21 protein-coding genes are annotated in these 20,877 nt (G+C 65.2%); 14 read left to right on the forward strand and 7 right to left on the reverse strand.

Annotated features, from left to right (window positions below; translation table 11 throughout):
• The first annotated feature begins 91 nt into the window (after positions 1–91).
• The 8 genes from QX132_RS09495 to QX132_RS09530 all read left to right on the forward strand — a co-directional run bounded on the left by QX132_RS09495 (position 92) and on the right by QX132_RS09530 (position 7,055).
• Positions 92–481, forward strand: a complete 390-nt coding sequence (locus QX132_RS09495) for a DUF983 domain-containing protein (protein WP_315735883.1) — start codon at positions 92–94, stop codon at positions 479–481.
• Positions 482–671: 190 nt separating this feature from the next.
• Positions 672–1,430, forward strand: a complete 759-nt coding sequence (locus QX132_RS09500) for an SURF1 family protein (protein WP_316160872.1) — start codon at positions 672–674, stop codon at positions 1,428–1,430.
• Between the two features lie 84 nt (positions 1,431–1,514).
• A complete protein-coding gene (locus QX132_RS09505) occupies positions 1,515–1,994 on the forward strand; it encodes a MerR family transcriptional regulator (RefSeq protein WP_315797760.1) in 480 nt (159 codons plus the stop codon).
• On the forward strand, positions 1,921–2,352 hold the full coding sequence (locus tag QX132_RS09510) for a carboxymuconolactone decarboxylase family protein (RefSeq protein ID WP_316160873.1): 432 nt from the start codon (positions 1,921–1,923) through the stop codon (positions 2,350–2,352). Before QX132_RS09505 ends, QX132_RS09510 begins: the two co-directional genes overlap by 74 nt.
• A gap of 536 nt (positions 2,353–2,888) precedes the next feature.
• On the forward strand, positions 2,889–4,304 hold the full coding sequence (gene thrC, locus QX132_RS09515; RefSeq protein ID WP_316160875.1) for a threonine synthase: 1,416 nt from the start codon (positions 2,889–2,891) through the stop codon (positions 4,302–4,304).
• Entirely contained in the window at positions 4,304–5,593 is a 1,290-nt protein-coding gene (locus tag QX132_RS09520; RefSeq protein ID WP_315735902.1) for a pitrilysin family protein, read from the forward strand. Before thrC ends, QX132_RS09520 begins: the two co-directional genes overlap by 1 nt.
• A 114-nt stretch (positions 5,594–5,707) precedes the next feature.
• Positions 5,708–6,295, forward strand: coding sequence for a GNAT family protein (locus QX132_RS09525; RefSeq protein ID WP_315735904.1), 588 nt, complete (start codon positions 5,708–5,710; stop codon positions 6,293–6,295).
• 142 nt (positions 6,296–6,437) lie between these two features.
• Positions 6,438–7,055, forward strand: coding sequence for a hypothetical protein (locus tag QX132_RS09530; protein ID WP_316161094.1), 618 nt, complete (start codon positions 6,438–6,440; stop codon positions 7,053–7,055).
• A 122-nt stretch (positions 7,056–7,177) separates the two neighbouring features.
• Here the strand turns inward: QX132_RS09530 and QX132_RS09535 are convergent, their stop codons facing one another.
• From QX132_RS09535 to QX132_RS09555, 5 genes are all read right to left on the reverse strand, one after another.
• Positions 7,178–7,669, reverse strand: a complete 492-nt coding sequence (locus QX132_RS09535) for an ATP F0F1 synthase subunit B (protein ID WP_316160877.1) — start codon at positions 7,667–7,669, stop codon at positions 7,178–7,180.
• Positions 7,669–8,244 carry a F0F1 ATP synthase subunit B' gene (locus tag QX132_RS09540; protein WP_315717910.1) on the reverse strand — a complete coding sequence of 192 codons (576 nt, stop codon included), beginning with the start codon at positions 8,242–8,244 and terminating at the stop codon, positions 7,669–7,671. The genes QX132_RS09535 and QX132_RS09540 overlap by 1 nt, the downstream gene beginning before the upstream one ends.
• 28 nt (positions 8,245–8,272) lie before the next feature.
• Entirely contained in the window at positions 8,273–8,500 is a 228-nt protein-coding gene (locus tag QX132_RS09545) for a F0F1 ATP synthase subunit C (protein WP_006615622.1), read from the reverse strand.
• Between the two features lie 40 nt (positions 8,501–8,540).
• Positions 8,541–9,284 carry a F0F1 ATP synthase subunit A gene (locus QX132_RS09550; protein ID WP_316160878.1) on the reverse strand — a complete coding sequence of 248 codons (744 nt, stop codon included), beginning with the start codon at positions 9,282–9,284 and terminating at the stop codon, positions 8,541–8,543.
• 73 nt (positions 9,285–9,357) lie between these two features.
• Positions 9,358–9,735 carry an AtpZ/AtpI family protein gene (locus QX132_RS09555; protein WP_315735912.1) on the reverse strand — a complete coding sequence of 126 codons (378 nt, stop codon included), beginning with the start codon at positions 9,733–9,735 and terminating at the stop codon, positions 9,358–9,360.
• Between the two features lie 286 nt (positions 9,736–10,021).
• Here QX132_RS09555 and QX132_RS09560 point away from each other — a divergent pair, with 286 nt between their 5' ends.
• The 3 genes from QX132_RS09560 (at position 10,022) to QX132_RS09570 (ending at position 11,806) form a co-directional block, all read left to right on the forward strand.
• A complete protein-coding gene (locus tag QX132_RS09560; protein ID WP_316160880.1) occupies positions 10,022–10,645 on the forward strand; it encodes a 2-hydroxychromene-2-carboxylate isomerase in 624 nt (207 codons plus the stop codon).
• Positions 10,646–10,747: 102 nt separating this feature from the next.
• A complete protein-coding gene (locus QX132_RS09565; protein WP_316160881.1) occupies positions 10,748–11,314 on the forward strand; it encodes a hypothetical protein in 567 nt (188 codons plus the stop codon).
• A 24-nt stretch (positions 11,315–11,338) separates the two neighbouring features.
• Positions 11,339–11,806: a secondary thiamine-phosphate synthase enzyme YjbQ gene (locus QX132_RS09570; protein ID WP_315797755.1), complete on the forward strand. Its 468-nt coding sequence runs from the start codon at positions 11,339–11,341 to the stop codon at positions 11,804–11,806.
• Between the two features lie 108 nt (positions 11,807–11,914).
• On the opposite strand, the gene QX132_RS09575 is transcribed toward QX132_RS09570, so the two are convergent.
• Positions 11,915–13,585 (reverse strand): MFS transporter, encoded by a 1,671-nt coding sequence (locus QX132_RS09575; RefSeq protein ID WP_315735921.1) that lies wholly within the window; start codon positions 13,583–13,585, stop codon positions 11,915–11,917.
• Positions 13,586–13,937: 352 nt separating this feature from the next.
• On the opposite strand from QX132_RS09575, the gene QX132_RS09580 reads away from it, so the two are divergent.
• The 3 genes from QX132_RS09580 (at position 13,938) to QX132_RS09590 (ending at position 17,239) form a co-directional block, all read left to right on the forward strand.
• Positions 13,938–14,612, forward strand: a complete 675-nt coding sequence (locus tag QX132_RS09580; RefSeq protein ID WP_008961908.1) for a response regulator — start codon at positions 13,938–13,940, stop codon at positions 14,610–14,612.
• Positions 14,613–15,461: 849 nt separating this feature from the next.
• The gene (locus QX132_RS09585) at positions 15,462–16,529 is read left to right on the forward strand and encodes a hypothetical protein (protein WP_315813314.1); all 1,068 of its coding nucleotides are present in this window, start codon (positions 15,462–15,464) and stop codon (positions 16,527–16,529) included.
• A 149-nt stretch (positions 16,530–16,678) separates the two neighbouring features.
• A complete protein-coding gene (locus QX132_RS09590; protein ID WP_316160883.1) occupies positions 16,679–17,239 on the forward strand; it encodes a hypothetical protein in 561 nt (186 codons plus the stop codon).
• Positions 17,240–17,252: 13 nt separating this feature from the next.
• Here QX132_RS09590 and QX132_RS09595 read toward each other — a convergent pair whose 3' ends face one another.
• Positions 17,253–20,771 (reverse strand): PAS domain-containing hybrid sensor histidine kinase/response regulator, encoded by a 3,519-nt coding sequence (locus tag QX132_RS09595; RefSeq protein WP_316160884.1) that lies wholly within the window; start codon positions 20,769–20,771, stop codon positions 17,253–17,255.
• Positions 20,772–20,877: the final 106 nt, after the last annotated feature.

Genomic DNA, 20,877 nt, shown 5'->3' on the forward strand with positions numbered 1-20,877 from the left:
GCCCGGCGGTTGATCGAAATGTGATCCGCTCTCGTCGTCTCCGGTTGTATCACCATGAGGCGTCGCCCGGCCGCCCAGGGGGCAAGACACCATGACCACCCATCCGCCCGTCACTTTGGCCCAGACCGTCCTGCGCGGGCTCGCCTGCCGCTGCCCGCGCTGCGGCCGGGGCAAGCTGTTCGACGGCTTCCTCAACCTGCGCAAGCGTTGCGAAGCCTGCGATCTCGACTACGCCTTCATCGACACCGGCGACGGTCCGGCGATCTTCATCATGATGCTCGCCGGCGCCATCGTGGTCGGCGCCGCCCTGATCGTCGAGGTGAAGTATCAGCCGCCGTTCTGGGTCCATGCCGCACTATGGGGACCGCTGATCCTGGTGACGACGCTGCTGCCGCTGCGCGCGATGAAGTCGCTGCTGATCGCCCTGCAATTCCACCACAAGGCCGCGCCCGGCCGTTTGGTGGACAAAACGCCGCGATGAGGGACTTAACTGATCGCCGCCGGCGCGGTGCGCTCCCTCCCCCCGTGTGGGGGAGGGGTGGGGAGGGGGGTAGCTCCGGCGGCAGTCTTTGTGGGGCTACCCCCACCCCCAACCCCTCCCCGCAAGGGGGAAGGGAGCGCACCGTCTGCGTCGGCAGAGCGCGCAGCCTGTCGTTGGCGGCCCTGCAACGATGACCTCGACCCGCCCCAACACCTCATCTCGCGCCTTTGCCGCCTTCACCCTCGTCATGGTCGCACTGTTCATCGGCCTCGGCGTCTGGCAGTTGCAGCGCCGGGCAGCGAAGCATGCGCTGATCGCCGCGCTCACCGATCGCGTCGCCGCTGCGCCCGCGCCGCTGCCGCCACAGACGGAATGGCGCACGCTGACGCCCGAGCGCGACGAATTTCGCCGCGTCAGCTTCACCGCCACCTACACCAGACTGCCGGATGCCATGGTCTACAGCGCCGGCTCGGCCGTGCGCGAGGACGTCTCCGGGCCGGGTACCTGGGCGTTCCTCCCCGCGCGCCTGCCGTCTGGCGAGACCGTCGTGATCGACGCCGGCTTCGTCGCCAACACGATGCAGGAGCGCAGCGTCCAGGATCGCCAGGTGGGCAAGCTCGTCACCGGCGTCCCCGTGACCCTGACCGGCTATCTGCGTTTCCCGGAAGCCGCCGGCCTGCTCACCGCGGCGGAAAATCACGACAAGCGCCTGTGGTTCACCAGGGATCATCAGGCCATGGCCAACGCCCTCGGCTGGGGTGAGGTCGCGCCGTTCTACATCGATCTGGAATCGCCAGTGCCCGACAATGGCATTCCCAAGCCCGGCCCGCTGTCGCCGCATCTGCGCGACGAGCACATGCAATACGCGATCACCTGGTTCTCTCTGGCCGCCGCGTTGATCGTCGCGTTCGCGGTGTGGGCGCGCGGCCGGCGCGCAGCGAACCGATGAGCCCGTAGCCCGCGAAACGGCGCTTGACTTAGAGCGCGCTCGAACCCGTAGCCTGCCGGGCGTCGTGAATGGAGATGAGCGCGCATGAAGATCGGCGAGCTGGCGAGGCAGTCGGGGCTCACGCCCCATACCATCCGCTACTATGAGCGGATCGGGCTGCTGCCCAGGGCCGATCGCGATCATGCCCGCCAGCGGGACTACGACGCATCGATCCTGACCTGGATCGAATTCCTCGGCCGTCTCAAGGCCACGGGAATGCCGATCCGGGACATGCTGCGCTATGCCGAGCTGCGCGCGGGCGGCGCTGCCACGGAGCCGGGCCGACGCCGGCTCCTGGAGCGCCATCGCGACGCAGTCCGGGCGCGCGTCGCCAGCTTGCAGGATTGTCTTCTCGTTCTCGACGCCAAGATCGCCGGCTATGCCGGCGCGAACGAGAGGACGAACGATGATGACGCAATCAACGCCCAGCCAATCCACGACGACGAGCCCGATGCCGGGCGGCACGCAATCGGGCGCCAACAACGATCAGGATCGGCTGGCGCGCGGCCGGCGCGCGCTCGATAGCATTGACGGCGAGGCCGGCCACAATGTGATCGCGGCGCTCGCCGACATCGCGCCGGATTTCGCGACCTACGTGATCGAGTTTCCGTTCGGCGACATCTATTCGCGGCCCGGCCTCGATCTGCGCAGCCGCGAGATCGCCACCATCGCGGCCCTGACCGCGCTCGGCAATGCCAGCCCGCAGCTGAAAGTTCATATCCATGCGGGCCTCAATGTCGGCCTCAGCCGCGACGAGATCACCGAGGTGATCATGCAGATGGCGGTCTATGCCGGCTTTCCCGCCGCGCTCAACGGCCTGTTCGCGGCCAAGGCGGTGTTCGCCGAGGCGGACGCGAAAGGCGCGGAGGCCGCACGGGTCTGAGCGGTCTCCTTGTAACGCGTAGCCGGAATGAGCAACGCGACATGCGGGACCGGTGCGACCCCGCATGTCGATGTCGCTCATGCGGGCTACGGTTGCGGGCTACGGCTTGGTCCCGATCGACCGCACGCTCCCCGAGACCTTCACCGGCGCACCGGCCGATCCGTCGAGATCGACCTCCAGGCAGCAGGGCACGCCCATGTCCTCGCCCTGGCGGATCACGATCGGCTCCTCGGCCGCCCAGGCGAGCTCGCGCAGATAGCCGGCAGACGACGATCGTCAACATTTCTACCGAACGCATTGAACCGCGCGATGACGGCGGAGCGGGAGGCTGGTTCAGAGCGCCACCATGCGCTGCGCTCCCGCGCCGGCGTCCGTAACGCCGCCGTAACCCGGAGCCGCGACCATTGCTGTGCCAACAACCGGTTTCGCGCACGGACCAAAACCATTATGGTGCCGGACCATGTTGCCGCCAGGCGGTTCCGATTTCGAATTCAATCAACGGGTTATGGCCTGGTGACGCAGGTCAGGAGAGCGGTTTGACGCGCTATGTTTCGACCCGCGGGGAAGCCCCCGCGCTCACCTTCTGCGATGTGATGCTGACCGGGCTCGCCCGCGACGGCGGCCTGTACGTGCCCGAGACCTGGCCGCAGCTGACGCCCGAGACGATCGCCTCGTTCTTCGGCCGGCCCTATTGGGAGGTCGCGGTCGAGGTCATCAAGCCGTTCGTCGCCGGCGAGATCTCGGATGCCGAGCTCGGCCGCATGGCCAACGAGGCCTATGCGACCTTCCGCCACCCCGCCGTCGTGCCGCTCGACCAGAGCGCACCGCATCAGTTCGTGCTGGAGCTGTTCCACGGCCCGACGCTGGCGTTCAAGGACGTGGCGATGCAGCTGATCTCGCGGCTGATGGACGACGTGCTGGCCAAGCGTGGCGAGCGCACCACCATTGTCGTGGCGACATCCGGCGATACCGGTGGCGCGGCGGTCGAGGCTTTCGCCGGCCGCGACTATGCCGATCTGATCGTGCTGTTCCCGCATGGCCGCATCTCCGAGGTGCAGCGGCGGATGATGACGACGTCGGGTGCAGCCAACGTGCATGCGCTGGCGATCGAAGGTCATTTCGACGACTGCCAAGCGATCGTGAAGGGCCTGTTCAACCATCACGGCTTCCGCGATTCGGTCAGGCTGTCGGGCGTCAACTCGATCAACTGGGCGCGCGTCGTCGCCCAGGTGGTCTACTACTTCACCTCGGCGGTCGCGATCGGCGCGCCCCACCGCGCCGTCGACTTCACCGTGCCCACCGGCAATTTCGGCGACGTCTTCGCCGGCTATGTCGCCAAGCGCATGGGCCTGCCGGTGCGCACGTTGCGCGTCGCGACCAACGTCAACGACATCCTCGCCCGGACGCTGACGACCGGCATCTACGAGGTGCGCGAGGTGCATGCGACGGCTTCGCCCTCGATGGACATCCAGGTGTCGTCGAATTTCGAGCGGCTGCTGTTCGAAGCCGGCGGCCGCGATGCCGGTACCGTGCGGCGGCTGATGGACAGCCTCAAGCAGTCCGGCCGCTTCGTGCTGCCCGATGCCATGCTGGCGGCGATCCGCGCCGATTTCGATGCCGGCCGCGCCGACGAAACCGAGACCGCGGCGGCGATCCGTGCCGCCTTCCGCGAGGCCGGCGATCTCGTCGATCCGCACACCGCCGTGGCGCTGGCCGTAGCCGATCGCGACGGCACGGATCTGTCGGTGCCGAATATCGTTCTGTCGACCGCCCATCCCGCCAAATTCCCCGATGCGGTCGAGGCCGCCTGCGGGATGCGGCCGCACCTGCCGGTGTGGCTCGAAGGGCTGATGAGCAAGCGCGAGGACATCAGGATCATGCGGAACGACCAGGCCGAGGTGGAGAAGTTCATCCGCTCGGTCAGCCGGGCCGCCAAGCAGGGAATTGCATGATGGGTGTGGAAGTCACCAAGCTGCCGACGGGGTTGACGGTCGTCACCGACACGATGCCGCATCTGGAGACGGCGGCGCTCGGGGTCTGGGCCGGCGTCGGCGGCCGCGACGAGAAGCCGGATGAGCACGGCATCTCGCATCTGCTCGAGCATATGGCATTCAAGGGCACGACGACGCGCAGCGCCCGCGAGATCGTCGAGACGGTCGAGGCGGTCGGCGGCGATCTCAATGCCGGCACCTCGACCGAGACCACGGCCTATTACGCCCGCGTGCTGAAGGCGGACGTGCCGATGGCGCTCGATGTGCTCTCCGACATTCTCGCCAATCCGTCGTTCGTGCCGGAGGAGCTGGAGCGCGAGAAGAACGTGATCGTACAGGAAATCGGCGCGGCACAGGACACGCCCGATGACGTCGTGTTCGAGCATCTCAACGAGCTGTGCTTTCCGGACCAGCCGATGGGCCGCTCGCTGCTCGGCACCGCCAAGACGCTGGAGGCGTTCGATCGCGACAAGCTGCACGGCTATCTGTCGACGCATTATCGCGGACCCGACATGGTGGTCGCGGCCGCCGGCGCCGTCGATCATCAGCGGGTGGTCGAGGATGTGACGAAGCGATTTGCCAGCTTCAATGGCGGCCCGGCGCCGAAGCCGCTGCCGGCGACATTCGGCAAGGGCGGCTCACGCGTCGTGCACCGCGATCTCGAGCAGGCGCATCTGACGCTCGCGCTCGAGGGCGTGCCGCAGGCCGATCCGTCGCTGTTCTCGCTGCAGGTGTTCACCAACATCCTGGGCGGCGGCATGTCGTCCCGGCTGTTCCAGGAGGTGCGCGAGAACCGGGGGCTCTGCTACTCCGTCTACACGTTCCACGCGCCCTATAGCGACACCGGCTTCTTCGGCCTCTACACCGGGACAGATCCGGCTGACGCGCCCGAGATGATGGAGGTCGTGGTCGACATCATCGGCAATGCGGTGGAGACCTTGAGCGAGGCCGAGGTCGCCCGCGCCAAGGCGCAGATGAAGGCCGGGCTGCTGATGGCGCTGGAGAGCTGCAGTGCCCGTGCCGAGCAATTGGCGCGGCATATCCTGGCCTATGGACGGCCGCAGACCTTGCAGGAGATGGTCGCCAAGATCGAGGCGGTCAGCGTCGAGAGCACGCGCGATGCGGCGCGGGCGCTGCTCGCACGCAGCAAGCCGGCCGTCGTCGCGCTCGGCACCGGCAGGGGTCTGGACACAGCGGTAACTTTCGCCGAAGGTCTGACCGGTTCGAGATCGAAGGCCCAACTGCACTGAACGTGGTACGGCTCGGTGCGGTCTTCGCATTGAATTCCGCCAGGACTCGGCGCCGGAGATCTGGGGTGGGTCGGAGCAGGCTTCGACCCGGAAAGAGCAGGGGGAGCATCACAGATGGCCCTGTTTCGCTTGCCATCCAACGGACCGGCTGCGCTGGCTCCGCGCGGCCAGGGCCTGCTGCTGCGCGCGCCGCAGATGGCCGATTACGCGCAATGGGCGCGGCTGCGCGAGATCAGCCGCGACTATCTCACGCCCTGGGAGCCGATCTGGCCGTCCGACGATCTGACGCGCTCCGGCTTCCGCCGCCGGCTGCGCCGCTATGCCGAGGACATCTCGGCCGACCGCTCCTATCCGTTCATCCTCTTCCGCGAGCAGGATGGCGCCATGCTCGGCGGCATCACGCTCGCCAATGTCCGCCGCGGCATCGTTCAGGCCGGCACCATCGGCTACTGGATGGGGCAGCCCTTCGCGCATCATGGTTACATGACGGCGGCGCTGCGGCTGCTGCTGCCGACCCTGTTCGGCGAGCTCAATCTGCACCGGGTCGAGGCGGCCTGCATCCCGACCAATACGCCGTCGATTCGCGTGCTGGAGAAATGCGGCTTCACCCGCGAGGGCCTGGCGCGTCGCTACCTGTGCATCAACGGGGTCTGGCAGGACCATTACCTCTATGGCCTGTTGCACGAGGATTTCCGAGGGTAGCAATCGTGATCGGGATGGCCGCGGGAGAGGCCGATCGGGGCTGGTTCCGGCCTCTGAATTGGGTATAGACGCCTGGGCTGGGCGACCGAGTTGCCGGGGATATCAGACGATGCGAGAGACGAGCGTGATCAGGGTTGGGACGTTGGCAGCCGTGCTGCTGGCCTTGGGAGCCGCGGGCGCGGCGCCGCCGGCGGCCGCCCAATCGCTGACCGACCGCTTCAAGAGCCTGTTCGGCGGCGGCTCCGACAACAAGGAACAGGAGAACTTGCCGGCCGGCGGCGGACCGCCGGCCGATCCGACCGAGGGCCTGACCTGTCCGCCGGTCAGCATTCGCGCCGGCGCCTCGACCTACGCCGTGGCCGCGCCCGGCAAGCAGGCGGTCGGCAATGACGTCCGGTTCCAGGCGTCGATCACGAAGACCGCGCGCGAATGCAATCTCAACGGGGCCGAAATCATCGCCAAGATCGGCATCCAGGGGCGCATCGTTGCCGGACCGGCGGGCGCGCCGGCGAGCGTCGACATTCCCATGCGCATCGCCGTGGTCCAGGGCGGCATCGGCGAGAAGGTGATCGCGACCAAGTCGTATCGCACCACGGTGCAGATGACCGAGGACGGCAGCGTGCCGTTCACGATCGTCGCCGAGGACATGGTCTATCCGGTCCCGCCGCCCGGCGCCAATGCCGACAATTACGTCTTCTACATCGGCTTCGACCCGCAGGCCCTGACCCCGGAGCGGCCGCACGGCAAGAAGCGGAGGTGAGGCGAGTGAACGACGGCGAGGCCGCGCTCGGCATGTCCGGGGCCGATGGCCTTCAACGCAAAAGGCCGGCGCGATGAAATCGCCCCGGCCTTTTGAAGATTCTGGATTAGATGGACTGCCGCTCAGTTCAGCTTGCGGCCGACTTCCGCGATGCCTTTGGCCACGAGGTCTTCGCCAAGAGCGCCCTTGACCGACTGCGACAGCACGGTCGCGGCGGCCTGGACGGCGGCATCCGCCGCAGCGGACCTGACGTCGGCGAGAGCCTGGGCCTCGGCGAGGGCGATCTTGCTCTCGGCGGCCTTGGTGCGACGGGCGACGAAGTCTTCCATCTTGACCTTGGCCTCCACCGCGATGCGCTCGGCTTCCGCTTTGGCGCTGGTGATGATCTCCTCGGCCTCGCGTTCGGCACTGGCGCGGCGGGTCTTGTAGTCGGCGAGCACTTTGGCCGCCTCTTCCTTGAGCCGCTTGGCCTCCGCCAGCTCGTTCCTGATGCGCTCGGAGCGATTGTCGAGCGCCTTCAGGACCGTGCGGTGGACACCGAGATAGGCGAACAGGCCCATCAGGATCACGAAGGCAATCGCAACCCAGGTTTCCGGATCAGCAAGCAAATGCATCAGGCTGTTCCCTTCAACGATGCATCGACCGCAGCCTCGACCGTCTTGGCCGCAGGGGCCTTGCCGGTGAGCTGCTTCACGATCGCGCTGGCTGCGTCTGCGGCGATGCCGCGGACATTGCTCATTGCGGTCGTGCGCGTGGTGGCGATGGACTTCTCCGCCGCCGCGAGCTTGGCTGCGAGGCTGTCTTCCAGCGCCTTGCGCTCGGCGTCCGAAGAAGCCGCGAGCTTCTCGCGGGTCTCGGCTCCGATCGCCTGGGCACGGGCACGAGCCGTCGCCAGCTCACTTTCATACGCCTTCATCGCGGCTTCGGATTCATCCTTCAGCCGCTGCGCTTCAGCCAGATCGCCGTCGATCGACTTCTGGCGGGCGTCGATGACGGCCCCGACCTTCGGCAGCGCCACACGCGAGACGATCACGTACAGCGCCACGAAGGCGATCACCAGGGAGACGATCTGGGAGGGAAAGGTTTCCTTCTGGAAGGGAGGGAAACCATGCCCGCCATCGGCCTCAGTATGGGCGCTTGCGGTGCCCTTGGCCTCGCCGCCCTTGGCCTCGCCATGACTTTCAGCCACGGGCTTCTCCTGTCCGGCTCAGGCCGTCTTAGACGGCGTACAGCAGGAGCAGCGCGATCAGCAGCGAGAAGATGCCGAGCGCTTCGGTCACCGCGAAGCCGAAAATCAGGTTGCCGAACTGGCCCTGGGCAGCCGACGGATTGCGCAGAGCGGCCGACAGATAGTTGCCGAAGATGATGCCGATGCCGGCACCCGCGCCACCCATGCCGATGCAGGCAATGCCCGCGCCAATGTACTTCGCTGCAACCGGATCCATGAAACGAACTCCTTTGAGGGGTTTGGTAGAGAGGGCCGGATCAGTGGCCCGGATGGATAGCATCGTTGAGATAGATGCAGGTGAGGATCGTGAAGACGTAGGCCTGGAGGAACGCGACCATCAGCTCGAGGCCGGTCAGCGCGACCGTCAGGCCGAGCGGCAGCAGCGCGCCGACCTTGCCGACGAAGCCGAGCGCGCCGAGCATGGTCACGAAGCTCGCGAACACCTTCAGCGTGACGTGGCCGGCCAGCATGTTGGCGAACAGACGGACGCTGTGCGAGATCGGGCGGGAGAAGAAGGAGATGATTTCGATCACGACCACCAGCGGCAGGATCACCGCGGGGATGCCGGACGGCACGAACAGCTTAAAGAACTTCAGGCCGTTCTTGTAGAAGCCGTAGATGATGACCGTCAGGAACACCAAGAGCGCCAGCGCGAAGGTGACGATGATGTGGCTGGAGACGGTGAAGGTGTAGGGGATGATGCCGACGATGTTCGAGACGAAGATGAACATGAACAGCGAGAACACCAGCGGGAAGAACGTCATGCCGTGCGAGCCGGCGCTGGTTCTGATGGTGTTGGCGACGAATTCGTAGGACAGCTCGACCACCGACTGGAACCGGCCCGGCACGAGCGCTCGCCCGGCCGCCATCATCATGACGGCGATGAGCACGACCGCGAGCAGCATGTACGCGGACGAGTTGGTGAAGGTGATCTCCTGATTGCCGATGTGGCCGATCGTGAAGATCTTGTTGAGATGGAACTGGTGGATCGGATCGATCATCCGCGTGGCGTCTCAGTTGTTCACCGGCCACGCCGGCGCTTTGCAATTCACTCGACGATCTTCCGCGCTGATCTCACTGGCGGGGCCTGTCGGGAGCTATGCCTGCGGATCTCACCACGTTCAACACGCCGGCGGCAAAGCCGAGCAGGAAAAACACGATGAATCCGAAGGGCGATGTCGACAGCAAGCGGTCGAAGCCCCAGCCAAGCAACGCGCCGACGAGGACACCGGCGATCAACTCGGACGACAGTCGCAGGCCACGCGCCATGGCCGAAGCCCGGGCTGCAGTGTCACCGCTGCCGTTTCCAGGTTGATCAGCCCCGATCTTTCGGCCGTCGCGAATTTCGGACAACCGTTGGTCGAGACTTCCGAGCCTTGCGGAAAGCGCAACCTCATCGGGCGACTTGTCGCGATCCTTGTGTCCGCTGCTCTCGTTCGTGTCATCCGCCATGTGCCATCCGCCACGTGTGGAGACCCGACCCGGTGCCGCGAGTTTCAGGAATTAGCGCCCCATCGCCCTTTAAAGCCGCGCGGACCATACTGACCGCATCCCCCCAAGTCAAGATTGCGTGTTGAACTGTTAGATGCCTGAATTTACACGTTTTCTCGGCTTTTTCGTCAGATCGGTCGCGCGTGTCACCGCGCCGCATCAACAGTGTTGTGTGCGGCTGCGATCTTGCACCCGTCAGGACCCTCTGATCAGCTCTCGCTGAGCTCCAACCAACACGGGAACCCGCATGGCGCGCCAGATCGACTACTATTTCTCGCTGCAGTCGCCATGGGCCTATATCGGCCACCGGCTGTTCCGCGACATCGCCGCGAGCCACGGGGCGACTGTCAACCTCAAGCCGGTCATGCTGGTGGATCTGTTCGCCGAGACCGGCGGGCTTCCACTGGCCAAGCGCCATCCGGCGCGGCAGCGCTATCGCATCGTCGAGCTGAAGCGGTGGCGCGACAAGCGCGGTCTTGATTTCCACATCCAGCCGAACAACTGGCCCTTCAACGCCCGGCTCGCCGACGGCGTCGTCGTCGCGGCGCAGCAGGCCGGCCTCGATCCGGAGCCCTATCTGCAGCGCGCCTTCCCGGCGATCTGGGAGCAGCAGCTCAATCTTGCGGATGCCGAGGTGATCGCCGGCTTGGCCGATGCAGCCGGACTGCCAGGCCGCGATCTCGTGACGCAGGCGGCGACGGACATGGTCGGGGCCGCCTACGAGCAGAACCGGCAGGACGCGATCGCGGCCGACGTGTTCGGCTCGCCGGCCTATGTGCTGGACGGCGAGATCTTCTGGGGGCAGGACCGGCTCGAGCTGCTGGCGGACGCGTTGAAATCCGGTCGCTCCGCCTATACGTCCGAAACATAGGTGCGGCCTGTGGCAGGGGATCGCACCTGGGGCAACGTCATGGCCGCGACACAATGTCGGCGTGCATGGCGGCGGTTGCGAATGCGCCTGGGAGAGCCAGCCATGAGTCTCACGAAGCCCTACCGGCCGCCCCTCCTCGCGCTGCTCGCGTTGAGCTGCCTCGGCGGAGAGGCGTTTGCGGTCGAGGACACCGCGCCTGACGGCGACAAGGGACGCTACACGATGTCGACGACATCGGATGGCGTGATCCGGCTCGATACGAGGACCGGTGCGGTCTCGATGTGCAACAACAGCGGTGGGTCGGGCTTCGCCTGTTACACGGTGCCCGATGAGCGCGCCGCGCTGGATGCCGAGATCGGCCGTCTGCAGGCGGAGAATGAAAAGCTCAAGGGCCAGCTCGCGTCGCGCGACCAGAGCATCTCCGGCAAGATCGATGAGCCGCTGCCGAAAGATCAGGCGCTGCCCAAATCCGATCAGTTGAAGAAAGCCGAACCCAAGACGGGGGACAAGCCGGGTGAATCGAAATCCTCCGATGCAACGCGCAAGCTCGAGATCCCGCTGCCCAGCGACCAGGACATGGATCGCATGATGGGGTTCCTCGAACAGGCTTGGCGCCGGCTGCTCGACATGGCGACGCGGGTGCAGAAGGACGTCTCGGGCAGGATCTGAGACCGCTTCGAGGAGGCTGAACGCATGCCAGCCAGATCGATGTCGCGCAGCGCGCCCTCGGCGAGCGTCATCAATACGATCGTAACCTCGACTCTGACCGTACAGACTTCGGGCCGCGGCTTCACCGATCTCACGCGCGAGGTCGAGGCGTTCCTGCGTGAAGTATCCGCCAGGGAAGGCGCGGTGACCCTGTTCATTCGCCACACCTCGGCGTCGCTGACGATCCAGGAGAATGCCGATCCCACCGTGCTGCACGATCTCGCCACGGCGCTGGCCCGGCTGGCGCCGGAGAATGCCGGTTGGGTGCACGACACCGAGGGGCCCGACGACATGCCGGCGCACGTCAAGACCATGTTGAGCGCTGTCTCGCAGCAGGTGCCGGTGCAGGACGGCCGCATGATGCTCGGCACATGGCAGGCGCTCTATCTGATCGAGCATCGCGCGCGTCCGCATCGGCGCGAGGTGGTGTTGCAGTTCATCGGCGCGGCGTGAGGCCATAAAAGAGAAAATCCCTGGCGCAAAAAGCGGAACGGCCGCGGAGTGATCCGCGGCCGCTCGTCGTTGGAAGCAGATGCGAGCGGGGTGCCGCTCGCCTCGTGATCAATCGGCCTGGATGTCGACGTCCTTGGTCTCCGGCAGGAAGATGAAGCCGACGACCGCGGTGATCACGGCGAACGTGATCGGGTACCACAGGCCGGCATAGATATCGCCGGTCGAGGCCACGATTGCGAAGGCGGTGGCGGGCAGCAGGCCGCCGAACCAGCCGTTGCCGATGTGGTAGGGCAGCGACATCGAGGTGTAGCGGATCTTGGTCGGGAACAGCTCGACCAGCATCGCCGCGATCGGGCCGTAGACCATGGTGACGAAGATCACCAGAATCAGCAGCAGGCCGATGATCGCCGCGACCTGCGGACGGAAGATGTCGAACGGATGCGCCATCTTCACGATCGTCGGGTTGCCGGCCTTCGGATAGCCGGCCTCGCCGATCGCCGCCGTCAGCGCCGGGTTGCTGGTCTTGGCGTCGGTGTAGGGCACTTCCTTGCCGTTGAAGGTAACCTTCACGCCGGAGCCGGCCGGACCGTACACGGTCGAGTACTTGACCGAGGACTGGGCCAGGAAGGCGCGGGCGGTGTCGCAAGGCGCGGTGAAGACGCGGGTGCCGACCGGGTTGAACAGATCGCCGCAGCCGGCGGGATCGGCCACCACTTCCACCTTCGTCGCCTCGATCGCCTTCTCCAGCGCCGGGTTGGCGTTGGTGGTGATCATCTTGAAGATCGGGAAGAAGGTCAGCGCCGCGATGAGGCAGCCGCCCATGATGATCGGCTTGCGGCCGATCTTGTCGGACAGCATGCCGAACACGACGAAGAAGCCGGTGCCGAGCAGCAGCGACCAGGCGATCAGCAGGTTGGCGGTGTAGCCGTCGACCTTCAGGATCGATTGCAGGAAGAACAGCGCGTAGAACTGGCCGGTATACCAGACCACGCCCTGGCCCATGGTGGCGCCGATCAGGGCCAGCAGCACGATCTTGGCGTTGCCCCAGTTCGCGAACGCTTCCGTCAGCGGCGCCTTCGAGCTCTTGCCCTCGTCCTTCATCTTCTGGAACACGGGCGACTCGTTGAGGCGCAGACGGATCCAGACGGAGACGCCGAGCAGCAGCACGGACACCAGGAACGGAACGCGCCAGCCCCATTTGGCGAAGTCGGCCTCGCCGATGATGGTGCGGGTGAACAGGATCACCAGCAGCGACAGGAACAGGCCCATCGTCGCCGTGGTCTGGATGAAGGAGGTGTAGTAGCCGCGCTTGCCCATCGGCGCATGCTCGGCGACGTAGGTGGCCGCACCGCCATACTCACCGCCGAGCGCGAGGCCCTGCAGCAGGCGCAGACCGATCAGGATCACCGGTGCGGCGAAGCCGATGGTCTCGGCGTTCGGCAGGATGCCGACGATGAAGGTCGACAGACCCATGATCAGGATCGTGACCAGGAAGGTGTATTTGCGGCCGACGATATCGCCGATGCGGCCGAACACGATGGCGCCGAACGGGCGGACCAGGAAGCCGGCGGCGAAGGCCAGCAGCGCGAAGATGTCGCGGGTGGCCGGCGGGTAGGCGCTGAAGAACTGCGCGCCGATGATCGAGGCCAGCGATCCGTAGAGATAGAAGTCGTACCACTCGAACACGGTGCCGAGAGAGGAAGCCAGAATGACGAAGCGTTCGTCCTTCGTCATGCCTCCCGATCTCGCTTGTGTGGCTACCATTGTCGACATCGGCATTCGCTCCCCATGATTGTTGTGATGATGGCTTTCGCCTCCGCATGCCGGACTTGGACGGCGCAGGTCGCGGAGACCTTGGCCTTCAGTAACATTGCAGTGAAACCCGCCCCAATACGACTTTCGGCTCTGCCCTCTGCGGCGCGCGGGAAAGATGGGGACATTGCGGCGGATCAAGTTCGGTGAGCGGCCGTCGCGTTACCGATGTTGCGTTGCACAAGGTTCGGATTAACCGCCTTCCCTGCAAGTGGAATTGGACGCTTGCATGCAACCGGTGGCCGGGCGAGTATTTCCGGAAAACCGGGCGCGTGCAGTTGCAGCATGTCGTCGGTCTCGCAAGGTCAAGTCTGGATTCATGGCGGCTGCCAGCACCCATCTCGTCATTGCCGATGATCACCCGCTGTTCCGCAACGCTTTGCGGCAGGCGGTCGCGAGCGTGCTCGCGGAGGCCGTGGTCGACGAGGCCGGTTCGTTCGAGGACCTCACCGCACTGCTGGAAAAGGATTCCGAGGTCGATCTCGTACTTCTCGACCTCACCATGCCCGGCATCTCCGGCTTCTCGGGCCTGATCTATCTGCGCGCGCAATATCCGGCGATCCCGGTGGTCATCGTGTCGGCGAGCGACGACGGCGCGACGATCCGCCGCTCGCTCGATTTCGGCGCGTCCGGCTTCATCCCGAAACGGTTCGGCGTCGATACGCTGCGTGATGCCATCAAGAAGGTGATGGACGGCGACGTCTGGGTGCCGCCCGACACCGACCTCGCCGCCGGGGCCGATCCGGAGATGACGAAGCTGCGCGACCGGCTGGTCACCTTGACCCCGCAACAGGTGCGTGTGCTGATGATGCTGTCGCAGGGCCTCCTCAACAAGCAGATCGCCTACGAGCTCGGCGTCTCCGAGGCGACCATCAAGGCGCATGTCTCGGCCATTCTGCAGAAGCTCGGTGTCGAGAGCCGGACCCAGGCCGTGATCGCCGCCGCGAAGATCGCGGGCAGCGCCTGGCGGCAGGATACGCCGACGGGGAAGTAGGCGACGGAAAAATCTGGATGAGCCGTCATTCCGGGATGGTCCGAAGGACCAGGCCCGGGATCTCGAGATTCCGGGCTCGGCTCTGCGAGCCGCCCCGGAATGACGATACCCCGCAGCTGTCTGCCGGAGGCGCGATTGGCCGGCGCTTGATGCCGCCTTGCAGCGTATGTGGACAGCGTCCATTCCGCACGCCTTCTGCTTCACTCGCGACACACCTTCACGGCCTCGCGGCGCACAGCGCGTCCGAGCTTTGCCAATCATCGGCCCTCTTGAAGATAGAGGGCGCAGGGAAGGCCGGGCGCTGGCCGCGCCCGTGGCCCGCCTGCAGAAAAAAGCAGGCGGCAGTCACCACAGGTCTGGCCGAAACACCCGGCCTTCCCTGCGCGATGGCTTTAACGGCTGCTCCGCGCTCTCCTCGGGGACCGGCTTTCTTGCCCCCGTCATCCGCAACACCGTCGTCACGGATTTGGCATCAGCAACGGGATGCCAGGACCACACGGCTTGACCGTGCGCGCCGGATCGTTCGTCGGCATGCCGAAGCACGCTGCGACCCGACGCGCCCACCGCATCCCGCACCCCACGTTCGTGACGATCGCGAAGCGCCCCTCATGGCGGGCACGGGATGGCGCGACTCATAGCACGATTTCTGGAAAGAAGAAATATAAATCTCTGTGGGGTCTGGTGGAAATCTCGATCCGTTTGACGGGATTTGGAGTACCTTGCCTCGGATTGTGGCCAGATTTTCTGTGAGTGCCTCGCCGAGGTCGAATGCTAGATCCTTGTATCTTCGAAAAAATCAGATGGCATTGTAGTAACGATATCTTGCCATAAGATGGTGGAGGACGACAAATGTCTCGGTTCATTTTCTTGATTGGATTCTTTGCCGTCGCGCCTATCGCGACAACGGCTCGAGCAGAAAATTGCGAGCTAAAGGTTGTAATGTCTACCTACGAGCGCACAAGCAGTTATCACTCCGACTACCGACTAGCGAAGTTTGTCAAAGAAGCAGATTGGAACGAGTTAAGTAAGGGGGCGGCGGCTAGTGGGAAGATCTATGGTGTACCCACAAGTGGCAGCTACAACGAGTATAGAAAGGCTTACAATTCCATTGAGCAGCAATTTGGCCAATCTCTAACCGAAGACCAGGCCCAGCAAATCTTCTGGACCGGGTTAGACAAATCCGCAGCTGATGCGTATCAAAAATGTCTTGAAAGTAGTATTTTCAACCAATTTGGGCTGCACCTTGCTGTGGTAGAAGGAAACGTCGATGCGGTGCTCCTGAAAGTTCGATGGACGAATTTTCCGGGGACGAATAGCGGCCCGATAAAAATCAAATGGACGGTGCCGAAAATTGAAGGAATCGAGCTGCAAGCCGAAATGGACCCCGGCGACAACTATGTCTCCGTTGCTCGACCTAAGAGTGGAGGGGTTATCTTGGCCGCTTCGTATAACGGAGTTGTTTCGGAGGTTGTCAAAATCGTAGCTATTCCGCCGCCAGCGCCTAAGCCAATTGACAATTGTGTTTTGCAGCGCTCGGCGGACGTGTGCTTGCGATGTGAATTCAATGTAGATGATGTGGTGGCAACAGGTTCCAGTTCACAGGACTACACCTGTCAAAAAATGCCGGCAGGCGTTCGAATAAGCGCCAAAACAGCCAATTTGCAGATTTCTCTAGCGGCCGCAGGTGATTGCTGGCTCGATATTAGGATGAAGGGGCCGAATGAAGCTATATCGGGTCTGCTATCGTATGCAGGTGCTTGCCCAGCTCCGATTGCAGCTTCAGGGTCGAGCAGTTTCGTAAAGTCAACTGTTGATGGCGTGGGGCATGCGAGTTTCTATGTAGAGAAATGCGGTTCGGGCAAGCTGTGTCGCCTCAAAGGTAAGCTTGTTTTGGAAGCGGAAGATCCAGGGAAGTGAACGCGGAGGCCGATGAACTTCTGTAACTTTTACCGCAAGCCTCTTCGATCGTCAAAAAGGCTTCGACGTTCGATCGCAATCGAGGCGCAGCTCGGCGCGCGCCTGCTGTTCCGGTCCACGCGCGCACACACGCTGACCGCCTAGGGGCCATGCCTGTCTCGGCGCAGCTCGCCGCATCCTGGCAGACCTCAACGAGGCCGGGCAGGCGATCGCAGACTAAGGGCTCGCTGCGCGGACGCATCCGAGTCAGCTCCGCCATCTCGCACGGCTGCATCTGCATCGTCCCGGTGCTCGGCGAGCTCATGCGACGCTATCCGAACATTCTGGTCGACATCAATCTGGGCGACGGGATCGTCGAGGTGGGGGCGTGGCAATTCGCTGCGGTCCGCTGGCGCTCATCGCGCGCCGCCTCAGCGAGAACGGCCGCACCAACGTCGCCTCGCCCGACTATCTGTCGCGCTGGGGGCGTGCCAGAAACGCCGGAAGACCGCAGCGCTGAGCCGGTATGGCCCTTCCGTCGCGACGGCGTCGACTATGCCCTGAAGGTACGCGGTGCCATCGAAGCCAAGAGCGGCGACACACTCAGCCAATTGGTGCTCGATGCGTCGGCATTGCCCGCGTCGGCGATTTCAACCTCGGCGGTGCGATCGCCGAGAGACGATTGGTCCCGCTGCTCAAGTCGTTCAATCGCGGCGACAGTCTTGACTTGAGAGTTGCCCTTACCTACTCCGCCGCCACCATCTGCTGGATCCGCCACTGGCCGAGCAGCGCGCGCAGCGAGGCTGGCTTGAGCGGCTTGTTGAGCACGGCGATGTTGTCGTCGCGGGCGGCGGCGCGGACGTGGGGGCTGCGGTCGGCGGTGATCAGGATCGCGGGCAGCGCCTCATTGAAGCGGCGGCGGATGTCGCGGATGGCGGCGATGCCGTTGCCGCGGTCGAGGTGATAGTCGACGAGCAGGCCGGTGACGGCGCCGTCGCGTGCCGCGATCGCCTCCACCGCGGACTCCGGATCGGGGACGGCGATCACCTCGGCGTCCCACGCCGTCAGCAGGGTCTTCATGCCGTCGAGGATCGCGGGATCGTTCTCGATGCAGACGATCAGGGCGCCCGCAATCGGCGTCGTTGCCAGCGGGGTCGCGGTGGTGACGGCAGCGGTGTGGTTGATCGCCTTGGCGATCGGCACCGTCACTGAGAACACCGAGCCGCGGCCGGGCCGCGAGTCCAGCGCAATGCCGTGATTGAGCACACGCGCGATGCGCTCGACGATCGACAGCCCCAAGCCGAGGCCGCGCGCGATCCGCGCGCCCTGCTCGAGGCGGTGGAATTCCTTGAAGATCTCGCCACGCTTGACCGGGGGGATGCCGACGCCGGTGTCGTAGACGCCGATCTGCAGCGACTGCCCGTGGCGGCGGCAGCCGACCAGCACGCGGCCCTTGGGCGTGTACTTGATGGCGTTGGAGATGAAGTTCTGCAGCAGCCGGCGCAGCAGCAGGCGGTCGGATTCGACCGGCAGCGACGACGGCACGAACACCAGCTCCAGACCCTTGGCGCGCGCGGCCGGCGCGAACTCGATCTCCAGCGAGCGCATCAGGTCGGCCATCTTGAAGCTCGAGATCGAGGGCGTCATCGCGCCGGCGTCGAGCCGGGAGATGTCCAGCAACGCGCCGAGAATCTCCTCGATCGCCTCGAGCGAGTCGTCGATGTTCTCGACCAGGCGCGAATCCTCGCCCGCCGTCTGCCGCTCGACCAGGCTCGTCACGTAGAGCCGCGCCGCGTTCAGCGGCTGCAGAATGTCGTGGCTGGCGGCGGCGAGGAAGCGCGTCTTGGAGATGTTGGCGTCCTCGGCGGCGCTCTTGGCCAGCGCCAACTCCGAGTTCAGCCTTGTCAGCTCCTCGGTGCGGTCGCGCACGCGCTTCTCCAAGGTCGCATTGGCGCGCTCCAGCGCTTCGGCGGCCTCAAACGAGGGCGTCACGTCGGTAAAGGTGATGACGAGGCCGCCATCCGGCATGCGGTTGGTGCGGACCTCGATCACCATGTGGCGGTCGGCGAGGCGTTCCAGATAAGGCTCGCCCTCGGTGGTGTAGGCGGCGAGTCGGCGCGCCAGCAGCGCCTCGCTGTCCTCATAGGTCGGCGCGCCGATCGTGCCCATGAATTCGAGGATTTCCTTCAACGGGCTGCCGATCTGCACCAGATCCGGCGGCAGCCCGAGCAGGTCGACGAACTGGCCGTTGGAGCAGATCAGTTGCAGGTCGGCGTCGAACACCGCGATGCCCTGGCGCACGTGGTTGAGCGCGGTCTGCAGGATCTCGCGGTTGAAATGCAGCGCGGCGTGGGAATCGTCGAGCAGCTTCAAGGCGGCCTTGGCCGACACCGTGCGCTTGCGCAACAGCAGCGACATCACGAGGCGCGACGACGCCGCGCCAATCGAGGAGGCGATCAGGTGCTCGGCATGGCGCAGCAGCTCGAAATCGGCCGGCGCGGCCGGATCGAGCGGAAGGTTGCGCTGGGCGGCGAACGCCTCGAACGAGGCGCGAGCGCGGTCGGGACCGAGATATTGGCCGACCGTGCTCTGGATGTCCTGCACCGTCACGGTCGAGCGCCAGCGCCGGAAGCTCGGCGCACTCGGCGTCAGCTCGGCCGGTACGAAGATGTCGGCCTGCAAGAGCTCGATCGACGACGGCTGCCGCGCCAGCGACAGCACGATGTAGGTCAAGAGATTGAGCGACAGGCTCCACAGCACGCCATGCAGCAGCGGCGGCAGATCGGTGCCGAGCAGCGCCTGCGGCCTGAGTGCCTCCAGCCCGAACGGGCCGTGCTGGAGAAACAGGATGCCCGCGGTCGAGGTGTCCAGGAAGCTCGGGATGAAGAGCGTGTAGAGCCAGACGGCGAAGCCGACCAGCATGCCGCCCATGGCGCCGCGCGCGGTTGCGCGCCGCCAGAACAGACCGCCGAAGAAGCTCGGCGCGAGCTGCGCGATGGCGGCGAACGACAGCAGACCGATCGCGGCGAGCTGGGTGTTGCCGAGCGCGCGGTAGTAGAAATAGGCCATCACCATGATGGCGAAGATCGCGATGCGGCGGGTGCCGAGCAGGAAGCCCGCGAAGTCGCGGCCGATCTCGCGCTGCTCCTGACGCTGCAGCACCAGCGGCACGACGATGTCGTTGCACACCATGATCGACAGCGCCACGCATTCGACGATCACCATCGCGGTCGCCGCCGACAATCCGCCGACGAAGACGAGGATCGACAGCCATTGCGAATTGGCCTCGATCGGCAGCGCCAGCACATACATGTCGCTGTCGACGGCGCCGAACGGGAAGGTGACGAGGCCGGCGAGCGCGATCGGAATCACGAACAGATTGATCGCGACCAGATAGAGCGGGAACAGCCAGCGCGCGCGCGACACCTCGGCGTCGTCGGCGTTCTCGACCACGCTGACATGGAACTGGCGCGGCAGCAGCATCGCGGCGCAGAACGACAGCAGGGTCATGGTGAGGAAATTGCCGATGCCCGGCACATATTCCAGCGCGCGCTCGGCCTCCGGCGATTTCATCGCGCGCTCGATCAGCTCGACCGGCGAGAACATCCAGAAGGTGACGAAGGCGCCGGCGGCGATGAAGGCGACGAGCTTGATGATCGACTCGGTCGCGACCGCCAGCATCAGGCCATGCTGATGCTCGGTGGCGTCGGTCTGTCGCGTGCCGAACAGCACCGCGAAGACGGCCATCGCGAGCGTGACCATCAGCGCCATGTCGCCGACGATCGGGATGTGGGCGAAGGCGCGGTCGTCGATCAGGATGGTCTGCAGCGACGAGGCGACGGCCTTGAGCTGCAGCGCGATGTAGGGCACCGAGCCGATGATCGCGATCAGCGCCACCGTGGCCGCCACCGCCTGGCTCTTGCCGTAGCGGGCGCCGATCAGGTCGGCCACGGACGTGATGTTTTGCGACTTGGCGAGCTGGATCACCCGGCGCAGCAGCGGCGTGCAGGCGCCGACCATCAGGATCGGCCCGAGATAGATCGCGAGGAAGTCGACGCTGGTGCGCGAGGCGAAGCCGACCGAGCCGAAGAAGGTCCAGGAGGTGCAGTAGATCGCCAGCGACAGCGGGTAGATCAGCCCAGCCAGCCGGCCACGGCTCTCCGCCGGCCTCCGCTCTCCGGCCCGGTTGCCGCGGCTGGCGACCAGGAACAGGAACCCGATATAGCCGAACGCGGCGAGGATCACGCCCCAGTCATGCAGCATGGCCTTCGCGAACTCCTCGATCGCTGCGCCCTGTGGATTGGCTGCGAACTTAGCGCTTTGCGAGAGGCGGGGCGATAGGGATGTGGCGGGGGACGCAGGGAACGAG

It is taken from the genome of Bradyrhizobium sp. SZCCHNRI20481 (assembly GCF_032485055.1).
In the GTDB taxonomy this organism is placed as follows: Bacteria; Pseudomonadota; Alphaproteobacteria; order Rhizobiales; family Xanthobacteraceae; genus Bradyrhizobium.